This window comes from uncultured Thermomonas sp. (genome assembly GCF_937872235.1).
Lineage (GTDB): Bacteria > Pseudomonadota > Gammaproteobacteria > Xanthomonadales > Xanthomonadaceae > Thermomonas > Thermomonas beijingensis.
This window is the reverse complement of the sequence record NZ_CALMPC010000113.1, coordinates 1-20,563: the sequence shown is the minus strand read 5'-3', so window position 1 is coordinate 20,563 and position 20,563 is coordinate 1. Positions and strand designations below refer to the sequence as shown.

Annotated in this window: 17 protein-coding genes and 1 pseudogene; 12 read left to right on the top strand and 6 right to left on the bottom strand. The window is 61.6% G+C overall.

Annotated features, from left to right (window positions below; translation table 11 throughout):
* Positions 1 to 179: 179 nt before the first annotated feature.
* The 3 genes from QWB57_RS10190 to tpx are packed head-to-tail and all read left to right on the top strand — an operon-like array spanning position 180 to position 1,838.
* Positions 180 to 509 carry a biotin--protein ligase gene (locus tag QWB57_RS10190; protein ID WP_288969410.1) on the top strand — a complete coding sequence of 110 codons (330 nt, stop codon included), beginning with the start codon at positions 180 to 182 and terminating at the stop codon, positions 507 to 509.
* Position 510: 1 nt separating this feature from the next.
* Positions 511 to 1,281, top strand: a complete 771-nt coding sequence (locus QWB57_RS10185; protein WP_223627622.1) for a biotin/lipoate A/B protein ligase family protein — start codon at positions 511 to 513, stop codon at positions 1,279 to 1,281.
* 56 nt (positions 1,282 to 1,337) lie between these two features.
* Positions 1,338 to 1,838, top strand: a complete 501-nt coding sequence (gene tpx, locus QWB57_RS10180; RefSeq protein ID WP_223627624.1) for a thiol peroxidase — start codon at positions 1,338 to 1,340, stop codon at positions 1,836 to 1,838.
* A 27-nt stretch (positions 1,839 to 1,865) separates the two neighbouring features.
* Here the strand turns inward: tpx and QWB57_RS10175 are convergent, their stop codons facing one another.
* From QWB57_RS10175 to QWB57_RS10150, 6 genes and pseudogenes are all read right to left on the bottom strand, one after another.
* A complete protein-coding gene (locus QWB57_RS10175) occupies positions 1,866 to 2,273 on the bottom strand; it encodes an OsmC family protein (RefSeq protein ID WP_223627626.1) in 408 nt (135 codons plus the stop codon).
* 35 nt (positions 2,274 to 2,308) lie between these two features.
* Positions 2,309 to 3,175 (bottom strand): pirin family protein, encoded by an 867-nt coding sequence (locus tag QWB57_RS10170; protein ID WP_223627628.1) that lies wholly within the window; start codon positions 3,173 to 3,175, stop codon positions 2,309 to 2,311.
* Between the two features lie 114 nt (positions 3,176 to 3,289).
* Entirely contained in the window at positions 3,290 to 3,673 is a 384-nt protein-coding gene (locus QWB57_RS10165) for a hypothetical protein (RefSeq protein WP_223627630.1), read from the bottom strand.
* 9 nt (positions 3,674 to 3,682) lie between these two features.
* Positions 3,683 to 5,374: a pseudouridine synthase gene (locus QWB57_RS10160; RefSeq protein ID WP_223627632.1), complete on the bottom strand. Its 1,692-nt coding sequence runs from the start codon at positions 5,372 to 5,374 to the stop codon at positions 3,683 to 3,685.
* Between the two features lie 109 nt (positions 5,375 to 5,483).
* A pseudogene (scpB, locus tag QWB57_RS10155) lies at positions 5,484 to 6,101 on the bottom strand (SMC-Scp complex subunit ScpB); the annotation flags it as partial.
* A 5-nt stretch (positions 6,102 to 6,106) separates the two neighbouring features.
* Positions 6,107 to 7,021, bottom strand: coding sequence for a ScpA family protein (locus QWB57_RS10150; RefSeq protein ID WP_223627634.1), 915 nt, complete (start codon positions 7,019 to 7,021; stop codon positions 6,107 to 6,109).
* A gap of 290 nt (positions 7,022 to 7,311) precedes the next feature.
* On the opposite strand from QWB57_RS10150, the gene QWB57_RS10145 reads away from it, so the two are divergent.
* From QWB57_RS10145 to gyrA, 9 genes are all read left to right on the top strand, one after another.
* Entirely contained in the window at positions 7,312 to 7,611 is a 300-nt protein-coding gene (locus QWB57_RS10145) for a YciI family protein (RefSeq protein WP_288969406.1), read from the top strand.
* A 2-nt stretch (positions 7,612 to 7,613) separates the two neighbouring features.
* Positions 7,614 to 7,928 (top strand): BolA family protein, encoded by a 315-nt coding sequence (locus tag QWB57_RS10140; protein WP_223627763.1) that lies wholly within the window; start codon positions 7,614 to 7,616, stop codon positions 7,926 to 7,928.
* Between the two features lie 129 nt (positions 7,929 to 8,057).
* Positions 8,058 to 11,561, top strand: coding sequence for a chromosome segregation protein SMC (gene smc, locus QWB57_RS10135; protein WP_223627639.1), 3,504 nt, complete (start codon positions 8,058 to 8,060; stop codon positions 11,559 to 11,561).
* A gap of 12 nt (positions 11,562 to 11,573) precedes the next feature.
* Positions 11,574 to 12,293: a cell division protein ZipA gene (zipA, locus tag QWB57_RS10130; protein WP_223627641.1), complete on the top strand. Its 720-nt coding sequence runs from the start codon at positions 11,574 to 11,576 to the stop codon at positions 12,291 to 12,293.
* Positions 12,287 to 14,629: an NAD-dependent DNA ligase LigA gene (ligA, locus tag QWB57_RS10125; RefSeq protein ID WP_288969404.1), complete on the top strand. Its 2,343-nt coding sequence runs from the start codon at positions 12,287 to 12,289 to the stop codon at positions 14,627 to 14,629. The genes zipA and ligA overlap by 7 nt, the downstream gene beginning before the upstream one ends.
* Positions 14,630 to 14,640: 11 nt before the next feature.
* Positions 14,641 to 15,687 carry an EF-P lysine aminoacylase EpmA gene (gene epmA, locus QWB57_RS10120; protein ID WP_223627645.1) on the top strand — a complete coding sequence of 349 codons (1,047 nt, stop codon included), beginning with the start codon at positions 14,641 to 14,643 and terminating at the stop codon, positions 15,685 to 15,687.
* 132 nt (positions 15,688 to 15,819) lie between these two features.
* The gene (locus QWB57_RS10115) at positions 15,820 to 16,569 is read left to right on the top strand and encodes a DUF3011 domain-containing protein (RefSeq protein WP_288969402.1); all 750 of its coding nucleotides are present in this window, start codon (positions 15,820 to 15,822) and stop codon (positions 16,567 to 16,569) included.
* A 74-nt stretch (positions 16,570 to 16,643) separates the two neighbouring features.
* Positions 16,644 to 17,702 carry an S-methyl-5-thioribose-1-phosphate isomerase gene (gene mtnA / locus QWB57_RS10110; protein ID WP_288969400.1) on the top strand — a complete coding sequence of 353 codons (1,059 nt, stop codon included), beginning with the start codon at positions 16,644 to 16,646 and terminating at the stop codon, positions 17,700 to 17,702.
* A 156-nt stretch (positions 17,703 to 17,858) separates the two neighbouring features.
* Positions 17,859 to 20,420, top strand: a complete 2,562-nt coding sequence (gene gyrA, locus QWB57_RS10105) for a DNA gyrase subunit A (protein WP_288969398.1) — start codon at positions 17,859 to 17,861, stop codon at positions 20,418 to 20,420.
* Positions 20,421 to 20,563 lie beyond the last annotated feature (143 nt).

Genomic DNA, 20,563 nt, shown 5'->3' with positions numbered 1-20,563 from the left:
ACCCTGCTGCTGGGTGCCAGCTACAAGTTCTGATCACGCGGCAACGTGTGATGCGCAAAGCGTAACTCCCAAGGCGTAACTCCCCTTACCCCCGCCAGCGCTGCTGGTGGGGGTTTTCTTTGTTGTCGGTTGTCATGCCGATACGGCTGATTGTCGACGTATCGGCCTAGAATGCCGGGATGCGCAAACATGCCGAATACAAGGTGCCCGGGGGCAAGTTGGTGGTGGTGGATCTTGCCATCGACCAGGGTCAGTTGCGGGACGTTGCCATCAGCGGTGATTTTTTTCTTGAACCTGACACCGCATTGACCGCCATCAATATGGCGCTCAATGGCCAGCCGCTAACGGCGAGCATGGCTGAGCTGGCAGCAGTGGTTGCCCGTAGGCTGCCGGACGACGTGCGGATGTACGGCATTAATGCCGATGCGATTGCCGTGGTGGTGCGCCGTGCAATGGATCAGGAAGATCAGGCGGGTCGTGCAGGCAGCGGCATGGCGATGGAGGGTTAAGGTGAGCAATTGGAACGATTTTGAGTGGCAACTAATCCACGAAGAACCACGCGCAGCTGCCTTGCATATGGCGCTGGACGAGGTCATCACCGATGCGGTGGCGGCTGGCCAACGCGCACCCACGCTGCGGGTGTGGGAGTGGGCCGCGCCTGCAGTGGTCATAGGGCGCTTCCAGTCGTTATGCAACGAGGTGGATGAGGCCGCTGCCGCCCGCCATGGCATTGATGTCGTGCGTCGAATTACCGGTGGTGGCGCAATGTTCATTGAGCCCGGCAATACCATTACCTATTCGTTATCGGCACCTGAAACCTTGGTGCAAGGCATGTCCTTCGAGCAGTCGTATGCGTTCATGGATCGCTGGGTACTGACGGCGCTGCATTCATTGGGGATTGATGCGTGGTACCAACCCCTGAATGACATCACCTCCAAGTCCGGAAAAATCGCCGGCGCTGCGCAAATGCGGCGCGGTAAAGCGGTGCTGCACCACGTGACCATGGCCTATGATATCGACGCCGACAAAATGCTGGACGTGTTGCGCATTGGCCGTGAAAAATTGTCGGACAAAGCCACCCAAAGCGCCAACAAGCGGGTGGACCCATTGCGCAGCCAAACCGGTTTGCCACGTGAGCAAGTCATCGCACGCATGATCGACACCTTCCGCGATCTGCACGGGCTGCAGCCGGATACGGTGCGTGCAGACGAGCTGGAGCGTGCGCAGCAATTGGTGCTGGAAAAATTTGCAACCCCTGCGTGGCGTGCACTGGTGACATGATCGTCATCTTGCAGCGCTTAAACTGGCGCCCCCCCCTCATTCAACAGGAGTACGTCATGTCCATCGTCAGCTTGCACGGCAACCCAGTCAACCTGGCTGGCCAACTTCCAGCCATCGGCAGCCAAGCGCCTGCATTCACGTTGGTCGCTGCCGACCTGAGTAACAAATCGCTTGCCGATTTTTCCGGCAAGCGCAAAGTGCTCAATATTTTCCCGAGCGTCGATACCGGTGTGTGTGCAATGTCGGTGCGCCATTTCAATCAGGATGCCGCGAATTTGAGCAACACGGCGGTACTGTGCATTTCCGCTGACCTGCCGTTCGCACAAGCGCGTTTTTGTGGTGCCGAAGGCATCAGTAATGTGACCATGCTGTCGATGATGCGCGGTCGTGAATTTCTCGATACGTATGGGGTTTCCATGCAAGATGGGCCACTGGCTGGCCTGGCAGCCCGCGCTGTGGTGGTGCTGGATGCACAGGACACTGTGCTGTACACCCAGCTGGTCCCCGAAATCACCCAGGAACCAGACTACGCGGCGGCGTTGGCGACATTAGCCTGAATGACCGCCTCTGTGTGAGGCCCTGCTTCAAACAAGCTGACTGGCGATGCGTATTTCGCCGGTCAGTATTTTATGGATCGGACAGGCGTTGGCGATTTGCAACAGCCGTTCGCGTTGTACGGTATCCAGCTCGCCATTGAGTGTGATCTTGCGGCTGATATCAGTGCCAGTGGCGGGTAAGCCGTCGGCATCAAGCGCCAGTTCTACCTGCACGCCGGTCAGTGGCCATTGCTTGCGACTGGCGTACATCATCAAGGTGACTGCGGTGCAACTGCCCAGTGCCGACAGCAGCAGGTGCTTGGGTGAGGGCCCGGTATTGGCGCCGCCCTCATCCAGAGGTTCGTCGGCTTGCCAACGATGGCCAAGCTCGTCTTCCAGGGTGACGAGGTATGGTGTGGTGCCGATGCTGGCGCGGACAGTGGGTGGGGTGCTCATGTGCGGCTCCTTGTTATTGAACGTGGTACTGACTGCTAGCGAATCTGGCCAAACTTGCCGCTATTGAAATCGGCAATGGCCTGGATGATTTCTTGCTGGCTGTTCATCACAAACGGCCCGTGGCCGACCACTGGCTCGTCGATGGGCTCACCGGCCAGCAATAACAGCTTGGCATTGCTGTTGGCTTCGACCATCACCCCTGAACCAGCGGTGGACAAGGTGGCCAGTTGCGCGGCGCGCAATACCGCCTCGCCATTGATCTGCACGGTGCCATCCAGCACCACGATCAGCGTGCTCCAGCCTTCCGGTTGCGGCAGTTCAACGCGCTTGCCGGCAGTCATGCGGATGTCCCACACGTTCATCGGACTGAAGGTGCGCGCCGGGCCCGGATGGCCGGCGTAATCACCCGCAATCACGCGCAGCGTTCCAGCCTCCGCGGGCAGCGCTACCGCCGGGATCTGTGCGTCCACGATGCCCTGATAGCCGGCCTGGGCCAGCTTGTCTTTGGCTGGCAGGTTGACCCACAGCTGCACCATTTCAAACGGCCCACCCTTGGCGGCATAGGCCGGTGAATGGAATTCCTCGTGCAAGATTCCGCCGGCAGCGGTCATCCACTGCACATCGCCCTTGCCGATGATGCCGCCGTTGCCGGTGGAGTCGCGGTGCTCCACCTCGCCGGCATACACAATGGTGACGGTTTCAAATCCACGATGCGGGTGCTGGCCTACGCCGCGGCGCTCGCGGGTGGGCTCGAATTGGGTAGGGGCGGCATAGTCCAGCAGCAGGAACGGGCTGCGCTCGGCCACGCCCGGGCCACTGTAGCCAAACATGCCATGTACCGGAAACCCATTACCCACCCAATGCCGGCCGGGGGCACCGGCGACTTCGAGAACTTTCTTCATGGCGTTGCTCCAATGCGGGCCGGCGTGATGCCGGTTGCCTTGGCCGATAGCATGTATTGTCTGATATTTGCAATCAATCTTTCAAAATATGACTGATTGTTCCATAAGTGATGTTTATTTGGTGAAGCTGATCTCCAGCGCCGTATAAAACGGTGTCTTTGGTGGCACGAATACGTGTTTGTCGCGAACATAGCGCTGCAAGCAGATCGCCAGTGGTGAGCTGCCTTGCCGCCACGTCTGCTGCACCCGGCCATCGGCATCCAAACGCATCACCACGGTGAAGGCGCTGAAGTCCTTTTGTGGCTTGCCCAGCGAGCATTCCACCACGCCCGCATCCAACAGCGTCTGCTGCGCCGCCAGCATTGCAGTATGTGCCGTACCTGTCACGCTGGCTTCATCACGCGTCGCCAGTGGCTTGGCATCAGAGTAGTCCAGCGGCGCGCTGGCACTCACCGATTGCGGGTCGGCGAGGAGCAAGGCCGCGATCAGCATCTGCATCACGGTGGATTACCGATTCCCACCACGCGGGCCGCCGCGGTTGCCGCCGGGCCTGGGGCCAGCGGGTCGCGGGCCACGTGGGCCGGCGTTGTTGGGGCCATTGCCGGATGGGCGTGAACCACCGGGGCGCGGGCCACCCGGACGCGGGCCGCGTGGGCGGTCTGCATAGGGGTTGAAGCCGCCGGGGTTGGCGTGGTCGGAAGGGAAGCTGGGGGCATTGCCGGGGTGGCCATACGGTTTGGCTTGGCGCTGCGGGCGGGCATCGCCAGCAAACCCGCCATACGGCTTGGGGCTGCGCGGGGCGTCGGCGTTGAAGCCACCTTCACGGCGCGGGCCACGGCTGTCGGCATTGAAGCTGCCATACGGCTTGGGGCTGCGCGGGGCGTCGGCATTGAAGCCGCCTTCGCGGCGCGGGCCTCGGCTGTCGCTGGCCGCACCATATGGGCGCGGGCCTCCGGCGGGCTTGTTGCCATACGGCTTGCGCGGGCCACGCGGGCCGTCGGGGTTGCGGTGGCCGGAGGGGCCGGTATCCACGCCATCGGGCACATACCAGGTACGCATGGCGGCGGGGTTGCCTTCACCGCGTTGCTCGCCGGGCTTCATGCGTTGGCCGGGCTGGTGCGGGCCTTTGATCTTCATGCGCTTGTCGGCTTGCTTGGCGGCCATTTCGCCGCTGACGGTCAGCCCGCCGCTGGGGCGCTTGCCGCCGCGACGACCACGGTCTTCGCGGAATTGGTCGAAACGGCGCAGCTCGCGGCCTTCGTCAGCGGTGTTATGGCCGCCCACGTAGCCGTGGCCACGGGCGTTGCCGGTGACTACCGTTTTGCTGGCTTTGCGCTGGCCCAGCACCGGCATCAGGGTGAGTGCGGACGGCGCGCCGTCCTCCAGTCCCACCGCCTTGCGCAGTGCATCCACCTCGGCCTGCGGCAGTTCTTGCGAATGCCCACGCAGCAGCGGTTGCGGCAGGCGTGCGCTGCCATAACGAATGCGCTTCAAGCGGCTGACCTGGCAGCCTTGCGACTCCCACAGTCGGCGTACTTCGCGGTTGCGGCCTTCTTTCAGCAGCACGCGGAACCAGTCGTGTGAATCAGTACCGCCGATGCGTTCGATTTCGTCGAATTTGGCCGGGCCATCGTCCAGTGCCACGCCACGGGCAAGGCGATCGACGATTTTGTCGCTGACCACATCTTCGCCTTCCGGCGCCCGCACGCGGCATACATATTCGCGTTCGACTTCATGGCTCGGGTGCATCATCGCGTTGGCCAACTCGCCATCGGTGGTCAGCAGCAGCAGGCCCGAGGTGTTGATATCCAAACGGCCGATCGCGACCCAGCGTGCACCTTTCAGCGCGGGCAGTGCGTCAAAAATGGTGGGGCGGCCTTCGGGATCTTCGCGGGTGGTCACTTCGCCTTCCGGCTTGTTGTACATCAGCACACGCGACGGGTCGGTCAGCGCGCTGGCGACGAAGGTCTTGCCATCGATGTCGATCTTGTCGCCGCCGGTAATGCTCATGCCGGTTTGCGCAGTTTCGCCATTGACCTTGACCAGGCCATCGGCGATCCGCTGTTCCAGTGCGCGGCGCGAACCCAGCCCGGCTTGCGCCAACACTTTATGCAGACGTTCTTCGATGCGAGGGGCCTCGGTGGCGGCGGCCTTGGCTTTCAGGCTCAGCGGGCGGCGGGGGGTCTTGTCATTGCTCATGGGTGTGCTCCGACGATGCGGGGTTCGCGTCGTCTCGTGTTGGGGTTGAATCGGGGTTATCCGAGGGTGTGTCTGAAGCGGCGTCGGCAATCAATTCCGCTTCGATGTTTGAATCTTCCGCATCCGTGGCGGGTTCTGCTGCCGGTTCGGCGATGCTTGCGGGGACTGCCGGTTCAAACGGCAATTGCGGCTCCAGTTCGCCGATGTCGCGCAGTTCCGACAGCGGCGGCAATTCGTCCAGACGCTTGAGGCCGAAGTAGTCGAGGAACGTCTTGGTGGTGGCCAGCAGCTCGGGCTTGCCGGGTACGTCGCGGTGGCCGACGACACGGATCCAGTCGCGCTCTTCCAATGCCTTGATGATGTTGCTGTTGACCGTCACCCCGCGGATTTGCTCGATTTCGCCACGCGTGATGGGCTGCCGGTAGGCAATCAGCGCCAAGGTTTCCAGCGTGGCGCGGGTGTATTTGGTCTGCCGCTCGCTCCATAGCCGGGCCACCCACGGGTGCACATCGGCCTTGATCTGGTAGCGCCAGCCACTGGCCACTTCGACCAAGGCCACACCGCGGTCGGCGCAGGCCTCTTGCAGGGCTAGCAGGGCGATGTCAACAGCGTTGTCGGGAATCGGTTCGTCGAGCGGGAACAAGCCTTTGAGCTGGACCAACGACAACGGTTGGTGGCTGGCCAGCAGGGCCGCTTCGATGATGCGGGTGATCAGGGGTTGGTCGATCTCGGTCATGCGCTTGGCTCGGTGTCGTCATCGAACTCGCTGGACAGCTCGGACAGTGCCGGAGTGTTGGCATCGCCAGCCAGCGACTTCACATAGATCGGTGCCATGGGTGATTCCTGCACGATATCCACCAACTGTTCCTTGGCCAGCGTGAGCAGGCCGAGGAAGGTGACCACCACGCCCAACTTGCCTTCCTCTGCGTTGAACAGGGATTCGAAGCGGTGGAACACACCATCGTTGAGGCGTTCCAGCAACTCGCCCATGCGTTGCCGCACGCTCAGGGCATCGCGTTTGATCGCGTGCTGGGTGAACAATTCGGCACGCTTGAGCACATCGTGCAGGGCCAGCAACATTTCGCGCAATTCCACCGGCGGCGGCAGGCGCACGCTGGCGTGTTCGGGCACGAAGGCGCTGGCCACACTGGTGTCGCGATCCAGGCGCGGGAGGCTGTCGATGTCTTCCGCAGCCTGCTTGTAGCGTTCGTATTCCTGCAGGCGGCGCACCAGGTCGGCGCGCGGATCATCTTCCTGGCCTTCGTCGCTGGGTGGGCGCGGCAGCAGCATGCGCGATTTGATTTCGGCCAGAATCGCGGCCATCACCAGATATTCGGCGGCCAGCTCGAAGCGCATTTCCTGCATCGACTGGATGTAGTCCACGTATTGGCGGGTGATCTCCGCCACGGGAATATCCAGGATGTCCAGATTCTGCCGGCGAATCAGATACAGCAGCAGGTCCAGCGGGCCTTCGAAGGCATCCAGAATGACTTCCAACGCATCCGGCGGGATATACAAATCCTTCGGCACTTCCACCACCGGCTGCCCAAGCACCATCGCCAGCGGCATTTCCTGCTGCTGGGGACGCGGGTTTGGATTGTGGGTGGCGGCATCGGCCGGTGGAGCGATGCGGGTTTCGGATGTCATCGGTTGGCGGCCCCCTCCGGGCCACACCTGTCGCAAGGGCCAGTCGGCCGGGGTACGTTGTCTTATGGATACGGGTTCGCCATGCCGATACGCATGCGCCGGAACAGGGCGACATCGAAACAGGTGGCGGAGGTGGCCGGATCGGCGGGTGCGGGGCGACGCGAACACGTCGGATGGCCGCACCGGCCGCAGGATCGGGCCGGGCACTGACTGGCAAGATTAAGGGTTGCCGGCGCGGCTGTCCACTGCAGCCCCTTACAATGCGGGCATTGATTCATGGAGGCGCGGCCATGTGGTATGCGATTGAAGGATGGGATGGGCCGGAGGTGCTGGCCAAACGGATGGCGGCGCGGGCCGAACATTTGGCGCGCTTGCATGCGCTGCGCGACCAAGGCCGCTTGTTGCTGGCGGGCCCGTGCCCAGCCATGGATGCCGAAGACCCGGGCCCGGCGGGCTTTTCCGGCAGCATCGTGATTGCTGAATTTGCTTCGCTGGAGGCCGCCCGTGCGTGGGCCGACGCCGACCCGTATTGCGCCGCCGGCGTGTACCAGCGGGTGGATGTGCGCCCGTTCCGCAAGGTCTTGCCATGACTATGGGCTGGACCGAAGCCGATATCCCGCGCCTGAACCCGGAACGCATGGCGCAGATGCGAGCGCTGCTGACGCAGCACTTGGCGCCCACGCGCCTGGCGATCCGCGATGACAGCCACAAGCACGCCGGGCACGCTGGCAGCCGGCTTGGGCTGGGCCATTTCAGTATCGCGATTGAAAGCGCCGCATTCGTCGGCAAGCTGCCCTTGGCCCGGCACCGGCTGGTGTATGCGGCCTTGGGTGCGATGATGCAGACCGATATCCACGCCCTGTCGATCACTGCCACCGCCCCGGACGAGGTCGGCGGGACGAGCTAAGGCCCGCTATACTCATCCGCCGGCATTGAATTTGAGTGCCTTTTATTCCAAGAAAAACAATAACTTGGAATTCAAAATTGACTTAACAATAATGCGATGCACTAGCGTCGCCAAGGTTTACCGACGCGCATGCGCCTTTCCACCATCAAGTTGTCCGGCTTCAAGTCCTTCGTTGACCCCACTACCGTGCACCTGCCGACCAATATGACCGGCATCGTGGGGCCCAATGGCTGTGGCAAGTCGAACATCATCGACGCCATCCGTTGGGTGATGGGCGAAAGCGCGGCCAGCCGCTTGCGGGGTGATTCACTGACCGACGTGATTTTCTCCGGCAGCTCGGCGCGCAAGCCGGTCTCGCAGGCCAGCGTGGAGCTGATTTTCGACAACAGCGACCACACGATTACTGGCGAGTACGCTGCGTTCAATGAAATTTCGGTCAAGCGCACGGTCAGCCGCGATGGTCAAAGCGGGTACTACTTGAATGGCGGCAAATGCCGCCGCCGCGACATCACCGATTTGTTCTTGGGCACCGGGCTGGGCCCGCGCAGCTACTCGATCATCGAGCAAGGCATGATTTCGCAGGTGATCGACGCCAAGCCCGAAGAGCTGCGCGTCTATCTGGAAGAAGCCGCCGGTATTTCCAAATACAAGGAGCGCCGCAAGGAAACCGAAACCCGGATTCGCCACACCCGTGAAAATCTGGACCGCTTGAACGACTTGCGCGAGGAAGTGGGCAAGCAATTGCAGCACTTGGCGCGGCAGGCCAAACAGGCCGAGCAATACCAAGCCATTCAAGCCGAGCGCAGCATCAAGGATGCGCAGTGGAAGGCGCTGGAATTTCGTGCGCTGGACACGCGCCTGCAAGGGCTGCGGGAAAAACTGCTGCGTGAGGAAACCCAGCTGGAGCAAGTGATTGCCGAACAGCGCGAGGCCGAACGTGAACTGGAAACCGGGCGCGAGCGCCGCGAAACCGCCAGCCAGGCATTGAACGCGGCACAAGCCGGGGTTTATCAAGTCGGCAGCACACTGGCACGGGTAGAACAGCAAATCGCCCATCAGCAGGAGCTCTCGGTACGCTTGCAACGGGCGCGTGACGAGGCGCAGTCGGCGTTGGCCGAATTGGGCCAGCACATCAGCGGCGACGCGCACAAGCTCGATGTGCTGCGCGAGGCCTTGGCCGAAGCCGAGCCGCAATTGGAACTGCTGCAAGAAGCAGACCTGCTGCGGCAGGATGCTTTGCACGAGGTGGAGGGACGGCTGGCCGATTGGCAAACGCGCTGGGAAACCCATACGCGCGAGCAGTCCGAGGCCTCGCGTGCGGGCGAGGTGGAGCGTACCCGCATCGAACAATTGGACCGGCAGATTTTCGATGCCGACCGCCGCCGCAGCCAATTGCATGAAGAGCGTACCGGGCTGGATTTGCTGAGCTTGAGCGATGCCTTCGCGCAACTCGAACGGGAACACGAAACGCGCAAGGAGTCCCTAGAGGCGCTGACCGAACAAGTGGAGCTGCGCAAGCACGCCAGCGCTGAACTGCAAGAACAGCAGCGCAGCGCACAAACCGAATTGGCCGAGTTGCGCAAGCAAGCGCAGGCCGCGCGCGGTCGATTGGCCTCGCTGGAAACCTTGCAGCATGCGGCGCTGGGCCAGGAGCAGGGGGCCGCATCGCAATGGCTCAAGGCGCAAGGCTTGGACAGCGCGGTGCGGGTAGGCGAGCGTGTGGTAGTGGAATCGGGTTGGGAAAATGCCGTTGAAGCCGCCCTGGGGCAATTGATCGAAGCGGTCATCGTGGAGGCACCCGAACAGTTGGTGGACGCGTTGGGCGAACTGGGCGAAGGCCGCTTGGCGCTGGTCTCGGGTGTAGCCGACGACACCCACTATGCAGCTACTTCGCTGGCCGCCAAAGTGCAAGGTCCGCGTGCGATCCGGCGGTTGCTGGCGCGGCTGCATGCGGCCGAGACACTGGCGGATGCACGCAGCTTGCAGGCCAGCCTGGGCGAGGGCGAGTCGGTCATTACCCGCAATGGCGAACGCCTGGGTGAGGGCTGGGTGCGGATTGCGCGTTCGGGGGCAGCCAAGCAAGGCGCGCTGTTGCGTGAAAAAGACATCCAGCAATTGCGCAGCGATATCGAACACCATCAACACCGTGAACGCGATCTGGAAGCCACGCTCAGCCACCTGCGGGATGGTTTGCTGGCTGCAGAGCAGCAGCGCGAAGACGTGCAACGCCAGTTGTATCAAGCACATCGCGGGGTGTCGGAAGTGGCCGGCCAATTGCAAAGCCAGCAGGGACGGCTGGAAAACGCGCGCAACCGCATTGCCCGGATTGATGCCGAACTTGCACAGTTGGGCGAGAGTTTGGATGCCAACAAGGATCACGCCGCACAAGCGCGCATCCGGATTGAAGATGCGTTGGGCCGAATGGGGAATCTGGAGTCGGCCCGGCAAACGCTGGAGAACGAACGGCGCTACCTCACCGACAAGCGCGAGCAGGCGCGCAACGCCGCCCGCGAGGCACGTGATGCCGCGCATGCCTTGGCGTTGAGCCTGGAGTCGCAGCGCGTGCAGGCAGTGGCCTTGGCGCAAGCACTGGAACGCATGGGTGGCCAGCGCGGGCAGTTGGATACCCGCTTGGGTGACTTGGCCGCGCAGTTGGCCGAAGGCGATGCGCCAGTGCAGGCGCTGGAGGCGCAGCGCCAAGTGGCGCTGGAAGAACGCGTGCGGGTGGACCGTGAATTGGCGCAGGCGCGCTCGCAGTTGGAAGGTGTGGATGCTGAACTGCGCCAGTTTGAACAACTGCGCCAACAGCGCGATGCGCAAGCCTTGCAGCAGCGCGAGGCGATTGGCCAGCGCAAATTGGAGCAACAAGCCCTGGCGCTGAAGGCCGAGCAATACGCGGCTGCCGTGGTCGAGGCCGGCTTCATCGTCGAAGAGGTATTGAACACGCTGACCGATGCCGCCGACCGCAGCGAATGGGAACGCGCCGTTGCCGAATTGGATGGCAAGTTGCGGCGTTTGGAGCCGGTCAACTTGGCCGCGATTGCCGAACATGCCGAAGCGGCGCAGCGCAAGGACTACCTGGACGCGCAGGATGCCGACCTCAATACGGCGCTGGAAACCCTGGAGGAAGCCATTCGCAAGATTGACCGCGAAACCCGTGGCCGCTTCAAGGACACGTTTGATCGCGTCAATGCGGGCGTGCAAGAACTCTATCCGCGCCTGTTTGGCGGCGGCCATGCCTATCTGGAACTGACCGGCGATGATTTGCTGGATACCGGGGTCACCATTCTGGCGCGCCCGCCAGGTAAGCGCGTGTCGAATATTTCGCTGCTCTCCGGTGGTGAAAAAGCGATGACCGCAGTGGCGCTGGTGTTTGCGATCTTTCGCTTGAATCCGGCGCCGTTCTGCTTGCTCGACGAAGTGGACGCGCCCTTGGATGAAGCCAATGTGGGCCGCTTCACCGCGATGGTCAGCGAGATGAGCGAGGCGGTACAGTTCCTGTTTGTCACGCATAACAAAGTCACCATGGAAGCCGCGCGCCAGCTGTCTGGCGTGACCATGCGTGAACCCGGCGTAAGTCGCTTGGTGTCGGTGGATTTGGCCGAGGCTGCGCGTATGGCTGGTGCCGCATAAGGAGATTGCTGGATGTCGGATTTGATTTTGCTTCGGGTGGGAATTGCGGTGGCTGTTTCAGTGCTGCTAGGGGCCATCATTTTTTTCAGTCGTAGCCGTAATCAAGGTCAAGGGCGTCGCCTGCCGCGCGCATCCGACCATGCCGTTGGCCAACGCGTTGAGCCATTCGCAAGTGACACCGACGGGGGTGCGCAATGGGATGACACCACGGTGCAACAAGAGCAACTGCCGTTGCAAACAGATACATCGCAGCAAGCATTGGGCAAACGGTATATCGACCAATTCGACCGCATCATCGCCTTGTATGTGGCGGCTACGGTGGACAACAAGCTACGCGGGCCAGACATCGTGGTCGCTGCTGAAAAGGCTGGCTTGGTGTTTGGCTACATGAACGTGTATCACCGGCTGGTGGATGGTCGTCCGGATGCCGGGCCGGTATTCAGTGTGGCCAATATCGTCAAGCCTGGCAGCTTCGACATGGCTGATATCGAGCACCTGGAAACCCCCGCGATTGCATTCTTCCTGACCCTGCCTGCGCCCATTTCCGCGTTGGATGCGTGGGAAACCATGGAGCCGGCCGCACAGCGCATGGCCAGCTTGCTGGGTGGAGTGGTGCTGGACGAAGAACGCAACGCATTGGGGCGTCAGCGCATTCAACATATTCGCGAAGAATTGCGCGCCTATGATCGGCAGAACGCCGTGCAGCCGGTGAGCAAACCGGCACGTTGGTGAACACGCCCGCCAGCCGTGCTGCCGAGTTGCGGCAGCGTATCGAGGGCGCCAACCGGCTTTATCACGAGCTGGATGCGCCGGAGCTTACCGATGCGCAATACGACGCGTTGGTGAATGAGCTGGAAGCCTTGGAGCGCGCGCACCCGGAACTTGCCGATGCCACATCGCCAACACGCAGAGTAGGCGCTACACCTTCGGGCCGATTTGCCCCCGTTGCGCATGCGATACCGATGCTGTCATTGGGAAATGCCTTTAGCGACGCAGAGGTAAACGACTTCGTGCGCCGTATTGGCGAGCGGCTGGAGCGCGACACGCTGGTGTTTTCCGCTGAACCCAAACTGGATGGATTGGCCATCAGCCTGCGTTACCAGAATGGCGTGTTCGTGCAGGGCGCAACGCGTGGCGATGGCGCCACCGGCGAGGATGTCAGCGCCAATCTGCGCACCATTGCAGATATTCCGCACACATTGCAGGGAGCAGGTTGGCCCGCGGTACTGGAAGTGCGTGGCGAAGTGTATATGGCGCGCGCCGATTTCGAGCGTTGGAACCAGCACGCCCGCATGCATGGAGGAAAAGTGCTTGCCAATCCGCGCAACGGTGCCGCGGGTTCACTGCGCCAACTTGATGCCAAGATCAGTGCGCAGCGGCCACTGAGTTTCTTTGCGTATGGCATCGGGCAGGTGGAAGGTGGCAATTTGCCAGACACGCATTCGGCCACATTGGCACGGCTGCGTGACTGGGGGTTTCCAGTCAGCGATTTGGCCACGGTGGTGCAGGGCGCAGACGGATTGCTGGGCTATTACCAGCGCATCGGAGCAGCGCGGGATGGCTTGGCATTTGATATTGATGGTGTGGTGTACAAGCTGGATGACTATGCCGGCCAGCGTGAAATGGGGTTTGTTGCCCGCGCGCCGCGTTGGGCGATTGCACATAAGTTCCCGGCACAAGAACAGACGACTGTGCTCGAGTCGATCGAGGTCAATGTTGGCCGCACCGGAGCAGTCACACCGTGGGCGCTGATGCGTCCGGTGCAAGTGGGTGGCGTGACTGTCAGCCGTGCCACCTTGCACAATGCCGACCATGTGGCGCGGCTGGATGTGCGCAACGGCGACACCGTGATCGTGCGGCGTGCGGGCGATGTGATCCCGGAAGTGGTGCAGGTCGTGTTGAAGCAACGCCCGCCGCACACGCAGGCATGGGTCATGCCAACCAACTGCCCCGTTTGCGGATCTGAAGTGGTGCGCGAAGAAGGTGCGGCGGTGTGGCGTTGCTCGGGGGAACTCAGTTGCCCTGCGCAACGGGTGCAAGCGGTGTTTCATTTTGCTTCGCGGCGTGCGATGGATATCGATGGCCTTGGTGAGCGCTATATTGAAACACTTGCCGAAGTAGGGCAGTTGCAGGATGTGTCGGATCTGTATCGGCTCACACTGGATGATTTGCTGGAGATGAAGCGTCGCGTCGATGCACGGGATGGCTCAACGCCAGAGTCCGTGAAGGCCGGCAAAGTTGCGACCAAGTGGGCGGATAACCTGATCGCTGCAATCGCGCGCAGCCGCAATACCACTTTGTCCAGGTTCTTGTACGCACTTGGCATCGAACACGTGGGCGAAAGCACTGCCAAGGCATTAGCACAATGGTTTGGCGATCTTGCGACGATTCGCCACCTGCCATGGCCACTATTCAAACGCGTACCGGATGTCGGTGGCGAAGTGGCGCGTGCGTTGGGGCACTTCTTCGACCAACCCGGGAATCAGCAGGTCATTGAGCGCCTGCTGGAACGCGGCGTACGTATTGGTGACAGCCACGCGCCCAACCCGGCGTTGGCTGAGGCCTTGGATTTGGCGACACTACTGACCGATCTTGATATTCCAAAACTCACGCCGATGCGCGCCGCCCAGCTAGGCGCAGCGTTCACCGACGCGCAGGCATTGCTTGATGCCCATGAGCACACACTGGCGATCGCTGGTTTGCCGGTTGATACCGCCAAGGCGCTGATTGCATGGTTAGAGAACGACACCAATGCCAGCTTGCTGGTGCGCAGTGCACAGGCGCAAATGGAATTGCGCATGCGTTTGCCGGAACGCAATGCACAAGCGGATGGCCCCCTGCAAGGCAAGACGGTTGTGCTCACAGGGACGCTGTCGTCGATGGGTCGCGATGAGGCGAAACAAAGGCTCGAGGCACTGGGTGCCAGGACGGCAGGAAGTGTGTCCAAGAAGACCGGTTTTGTGGTGGCTGGCAGCGAAGCTGGTTCGAAATTGGCCAAGGCCGAGGAGCTTGGTATTGAGGTCTGGGATGAGGCCAAGCTGCTGGCGTTTCTGGCGCAACACGAATAAACATTTCACGCATGAAAAGCCGTAGCCCCTCACCCCAATCCTCTGCTCCCCAGGCGGGGGCGTGGGGGCAAATCCAAGCTGAGGTGCCGCTGGATTGGTGTCCAACTGCGGGCTTTGATGCGATCCGCCTGCGCGCTCGCTTCAACCGGCTTGTGCGTGAGTTCTTCCACACTCGCAACGTGTTGGAAGTTGAAACCCCGGTGCTGTCACTGGCCGGTAATACCGAACCCAACATCGCCTCGTTTTCGCTGGAATTTTCCGGCCGCACCAACGGCGCGCCGCGCACGCGTTGGTTGCGCACATCGCCGGAGTTCGCGCTCAAGCGGCTACTGGCAGCTGGCGTTGGTGATTGCTATGAGTTGGGCCGGGTATTTCGCGATGGCGAAGCCGGTGGTCGCCATAACCCCGAATTCAGCATGCTGGAGTGGTACCGCATCGGTTGGGATCACCTGCGTTTGCTCGAGGAAACCGTGGCGCTGGTGCGCGCTGCATTGGCCCTGGTGGGCCGCGATGGCGGACTTCGCATCACCACCTTTCGCGATCTTTACTGGCAGGCATTGCAGCTGGATCCACTGACTGCGGACAGTCAGGTGTTGCGTAATGCATTAGGCGATGTGGACATCGATCCAACAGGCCTTACCCGTGACGACTGGCTGGACCTGCTGATGACCCATCGCCTGCAGCCGACGTTCGATCGCGACAGCCTGCTGGCGGTGCATGACTGGCCGGCCTCGCAGGCGGCGCTGGCACGCATCCGCAACGATGATCCGCCGGTGGCCGAACGTTTCGAGTTGTATCTAGGCCCGCTCGAATTGGCCAATGGCTATCACGAACTCTGCGATCCTGGCGAGCAGCGTGCGCGCTTTGAGCGCGATGCAGCGGTGCGTGCGCAGCGCGGTTTGCCCAGGGTTCCGATGGACACGGCGTTGTTGGCCGCGATGGCACACGGATTGCCCGCTTGCGCCGGTGTGGCCGTGGGAGTAGACCGATTATTGATGGCAATGTTGGGGACATCGCGCATCGCCGAACTATTGGCATTCGAGTTCGCGAAGGCCTGATTTTCAAGCTGAATGCGTAATATCTGACCAGGGGGCATGCCCGCAGTTTTTGCCTGCGATTCATCCGGCATGGCTAAATTCAACGTACGAGGATCGCGCCCATACCGGGCCGAGGGAGCCAGGAGCACCACCATGCGTCACTTGATTGCCGTTGCCTTTACGCTGTTGGCGGCTACTGCCGCCGCCCCCGCATCTGCCCAGTATTACGGTGGTGATGGCTACCGTGGCAATGATTACCGGAGTGGCCGTGTGCGGTGTGAGTCTGATGATGGTCGCTACCGCGAATGTCCCATTGGCGATGGTCGCGCGACTTTGGATCGTCAACTTTCACGGAGTGCGTGCATCGAAGGACGTAGTTGGGGGCAAAATCGTGGCCGGGTTTGGGTTGATGACGGTTGCCGTGCCGACTTCAGTGTGCGCAGCTATGGTGGCGGTTACGACAATGGCTACGGCGGTGGTTATGGTCAAAGCGTGCGCTGCGAATCCAACGATGGACGCTACAACCGGTGTTCTTTGCCCGGGCGTGGGCGTGCGCAATTGGTACGGCAGATCTCCAATAGTGCCTGCATCGAAGGGCGCAGTTGGGGGTCCGATTACGGCAGCGTATGGGTGAATGATGGCTGCCGCGGTGATTTTTCTGTCATGCGTGGCAATAGTGGTTGGAACGGCGGTGGCTGGGGCGATTCGGGAATCGGCGGCCGCGTCTTCCGCTGCGAATCCAATGATGGGCGCTACAACGAATGCGCAGCCAATACCCGCGCCGGCGTGCAGCTGATTCGACAATTGTCCAATTCGCCCTGCATCGAAGGCCGCAGCTGGGGCTATGGCCGCAGTGGTATTTGGGTGGCACAAGGCTGCCGTGCGGAGTTCCGTAGCTACTGAGTCGATGCCCTTGGCAGCAGCAACCGGCACCCGTGCGGTGCCGGTTTGCGTTTGCAATGACGGATAATGCGCAGATGACACTTCACACCATCGACTACGACCGTTACGACCACGTGCGCCCAATCCGCTGGACCGGTGATGCCTTGGAATTGCTGGATCAGCGACAGCTGCCTTTTGTGGTGGAGCATGTCCGCTGCGCCACCAGCAATGCGGTGGCGGAAGCCATCCACGCGCTGGCCGTACGCGGTGCACCCGCGATCGGGATTGCTGCGGCATGGGGCGTGGTATTGGCGGCCCGCACGCTGCAAGCGGACAGCGGCGGGGACGCGTTATTGAGATTGCAGCCTGCCCTGCAGCGTCTGAATGCCGCACGTCCTACGGCGGTGAATTTGGCATGGGCACTGGCGCGCATGCGCGGCGTCCTGGCCCATGCGGGCGCGGACTGGTGCGCGGCGTTGGAGCAAGAGGCGCACGCCATCGAACGCGAAGACTTGGCGGCAAATCGACATATGGGCGCATTGGGTGCGGCGCTGATTGCGGCGGGTAGTGGGGTGCTGACCCACTGCAATACCGGCTCACTGGCCACGGCAGGCTTTGGTACCGCACTCGGGGTGATCCGCGCCGGCGTTGCGCAAGGTGCAATTGCGCAGGTGTTCGCAGGCGAAACCAGGCCCTGGAATCAGGGTGCACGCCTAACTGTATGGGAGCTGCAACAAGATGGCATCGACGCGACCTTGATTGCCGACTCCGCCGCCGCGCATTTGATGAAAACCGGGCAGGTGCAATGGGTGATCGTGGGTGCCGACCGCATCTGCGCCAATGGGGATGCCGCCAACAAGATCGGCACCTACCAACTGGCTATCGCGGCCCGCCACCATGGGGTGAAATTCATGGTGGTCGCACCGTCTTCCACCGTGGACATGGCCACCGCCTCCGGTGAATTGATCGAAATCGAGGAGCGTGATCCGGCCGAATTGCTGGCATTCCGCGGTAAACGCGTGGTGGCCGAAGGCGTGCGCGCATGGAACCCGGTGTTCGACGTGACGCCGCACGATTTGATCGATGCCATCGTCACGGAAAAAGGCGTGGTGGAACGGCCGGATGCACAGCGCATGCGTGCCCTGTTCGGGTAGTGCGATAACTGCTTGATCCTTCATGCAATCGGGGTGCTTTCAAGGCCCCCGGATGCTATAATTTCCCGTTGCTGAAATTCCCGCAAAACACGCTTGCGAAACTGATTTTCGCAGGCTGCGTGCGGGCCTGAAATCACGCTATACAACGGACACACGATGGCCGATCTCGCCAAGGAAATCATCCCCGTCAAATTGGAAGACGAGATGCGGCGCAGCTACCTCGATTACGCGATGAGCGTGATCGTGGGGCGCGCACTTCCCGATGTCCGCGATGGTCTGAAACCCGTGCATCGGCGCGTACTGTTTGCGATGAACGAACTCGGCGCACACAGCAACAAACCGTACTACAAGTCGGCGCGCATCGTCGGTGACGTGATCGGTAAATACCACCCGCATGGCGACCAGTCGGTGTATGACACCTTGGTACGCATGGCGCAGCCGTTCTCGCTGCGCTACCTGCTGGTGGACGGGCAGGGCAACTTCGGTTCGGTGGATGGCGATCCGGCGGCGGCAATGCGCTACACCGAGGCGCGGATGGCGCGGCTCAGCCATGAGCTGATGGCCGATATCGACAAGGACACCGTCAATTTCCAGCCCAATTACGACGAAAAAGAACAAGAACCCACGGTCATGCCGACCCGGTTCCCGAACCTGTTGGTCAATGGTTCGGCCGGTATTGCGGTGGGGATGGCCACCAACATCCCGCCACACAATTTGGGTGAAGTGGTCGATGCGCTGCTGGCGCTGATCGACGATCCGCAGATCGATATCGACGGCCTGATGGATTACATCCCCGGCCCGGATTTCCCCACCGCCGGTATCATCAATGGCGTGGGTGGCATCCATGTGGCGTATCGCACCGGCAAGGGCCGCGTGCGCATGCGTGCCAAAGCCGATATCGAAGTGGCGGACAATGGCCGCGAATCGATCATCGTCACTGAAATCCCGTATCAGGTGAACAAGGCCAAGCTGATCGAAAAGATCGCGGAATTGGTCAAGGAAAAGAAGCTGGAAGGCATCAGTGAGTTGCGCGATGAGTCCGACAAGGACGGCATGCGCATCTTCATTGAAATCAAGCGCGGCGAATCGGCCGAGGTGGTGCTGAACAATCTGTATTCGCAGACCCAGATGGAGTCGGTGTTCGGCATCAATATGGTGGCATTGGTGGACGGCCGCCCGCAGTTGTTGAACTTGAAGCAGATTCTGGAAGCCTTCGTGCGCCATCGCCGCGAAGTGGTCACCCGCCGCACGATTTTCGAATTGCGCAAAGCACGCAGCCGCGCCCACATCCTCGAAGGCTTGACCGTTGCGCTGGCCAATATCGACGCGATGATCGAGTTGATCAAGACCTCGGAAAACCCGGGCATCGCCAAGGAGCGCATGTTGGCACGGGTATGGCAGCCGGGTTTGGTGGGTGCATTGTTGGGCGCGGCGGGTGCCGAAGCCTCGCGCCCGGAGGACCTGCCGATGGGCGTGGGTTTGCTGGCGGACGGCTATCAGCTGACGGACATCCAGGCGCAGCAAATTCTGGAAATGCGCCTGCACCGCCTGACTGGGCTGGAGCAGGAGAAGCTGACTGACGAATACCGCGAGCTGCTGGAAGAAATTGCCGGCCTGATCCGCATCCTCGAAAACCCAGATGTGCTGCTGGACGTGATCCGCGGTGAGTTGCGCGACGTCAAGGCCGAGTTCAATGACCCGCGCCGCAGCGAAATTCGCGCATCGGAAGAAGACCTCGACATCCTCGACTTGATCGCACCGGAAGATGTGGTGGTGACGCTCAGCCACGCCGGGTATGCCAAGCGCCAACCAGCCACGGCCTATCGCGCCCAAAAGCGCGGCGGCAAGGGCCGCAACGCGGCGGCCACCAAGGACGAGGATTTCATCGACCAGTTGTGGTTGGTCAACACCCACGACACTTTGCTCACCTTCACCAGCCACGGCCGTGTGTTCTGGCTGCCGGTGTACCAGTTGCCGGAGGCCGGCCCGAATGCGCGTGGTCGCCCGATCATCAACTGGATCCCGCTGGAAGCTGGTGAAAAGGTGCAGGCGGTGCAGCCAGTGCGCGAATACGCAGACGGCAAATACGTGTTCTTCGCCACCAGGAACGGCACGGTCAAGAAAACCCCGCTGACCGAATACGCCTTCAAGCTGGCGCGCGGAAAAATTGCGATCAATCTGGCCGAGGGCGATGCGTTGGTGAATGCCGAACTCTCCGACGGCAGTCGCGACATCATGCTGTTTGCCAGCAATGGCAAGGCCGTGCGGTTTGCCGGCGACAGCGTGCGCCCGATGGGGCGTACCGCCACCGGCGTGCGCGGCATGAAGCTGGCTGACGGCGAGCAAGTGGTCAGCCTGATCGTGCTGGACGGCGAGGGCGATATCCTCACCGCCTGCGAACGCGGCTATGGCAAGCGCACCATCGTTGCCGACTTCCCGAAGAAGGGCCGTGGCACCCAGGGCGTGCTCGCCATCAAGACCTCCGAGCGCAATGGCCCGTTGGTGGGGGCAATCCAGTTGTCCAATCACCACGACGTGCTGCTGATTTCCGATGGTGGCACCTTGGTACGCACCCCGGCATCGGCGATTGCACAGGTAGGCCGCAATACCCAAGGCGTCACCCTGATGCGTATGGCCGAAGACGAAAAATTGCAGGCCATTGAACGGCTGGATGCCAGTTTGGACGAGACCACGGACGAGCCCCCTGCGGCGGTCTGATCGCGACAGAAATGCTTGACCCACAAAGCCCGGCCGCAACGCCGGGCTTTGTCGTTTGCGGTGGCTGGGATTTCGGGGTAAAGCCCTCCGCTGCGAGGCGAAGCGGGCAAGCGAAGGCAGGGTTTCAGCTTTCGGGACGTTTA

Coding starts and splice junctions, on each gene's coding strand:
- QWB57_RS10190 (WP_288969410.1), top strand. CDS start 180: ATGCGCAAACATGCCGAATACAAGGTGCCCGGGGGCAAGTTGGTGGTG.
- tpx (WP_223627624.1), top strand. CDS start 1,338: ATGTCCATCGTCAGCTTGCACGGCAACCCAGTCAACCTGGCTGGCCAA.
- QWB57_RS10175 (WP_223627626.1), bottom strand. CDS start 2,273: ATGAGCACCCCACCCACTGTCCGCGCCAGCATCGGCACCACACCATAC.
- QWB57_RS10170 (WP_223627628.1), bottom strand. CDS start 3,175: ATGAAGAAAGTTCTCGAAGTCGCCGGTGCCCCCGGCCGGCATTGGGTG.
- QWB57_RS10165 (WP_223627630.1), bottom strand. CDS start 3,673: ATGCAGATGCTGATCGCGGCCTTGCTCCTCGCCGACCCGCAATCGGTG.
- QWB57_RS10160 (WP_223627632.1), bottom strand. CDS start 5,374: ATGAGCAATGACAAGACCCCCCGCCGCCCGCTGAGCCTGAAAGCCAAG.
- QWB57_RS10150 (WP_223627634.1), bottom strand. CDS start 7,021: ATGACATCCGAAACCCGCATCGCTCCACCGGCCGATGCCGCCACCCAC.
- QWB57_RS10145 (WP_288969406.1), top strand. CDS start 7,312: ATGTGGTATGCGATTGAAGGATGGGATGGGCCGGAGGTGCTGGCCAAA.
- QWB57_RS10140 (WP_223627763.1), top strand. CDS start 7,614: ATGGGCTGGACCGAAGCCGATATCCCGCGCCTGAACCCGGAACGCATG.
- smc (WP_223627639.1), top strand. CDS start 8,058: ATGCGCCTTTCCACCATCAAGTTGTCCGGCTTCAAGTCCTTCGTTGAC.
- zipA (WP_223627641.1), top strand. CDS start 11,574: ATGTCGGATTTGATTTTGCTTCGGGTGGGAATTGCGGTGGCTGTTTCA.
- epmA (WP_223627645.1), top strand. CDS start 14,641: ATGAAAAGCCGTAGCCCCTCACCCCAATCCTCTGCTCCCCAGGCGGGG.
- QWB57_RS10115 (WP_288969402.1), top strand. CDS start 15,820: ATGCGTCACTTGATTGCCGTTGCCTTTACGCTGTTGGCGGCTACTGCC.
- mtnA (WP_288969400.1), top strand. CDS start 16,644: ATGACACTTCACACCATCGACTACGACCGTTACGACCACGTGCGCCCA.
- gyrA (WP_288969398.1), top strand. CDS start 17,859: ATGGCCGATCTCGCCAAGGAAATCATCCCCGTCAAATTGGAAGACGAG.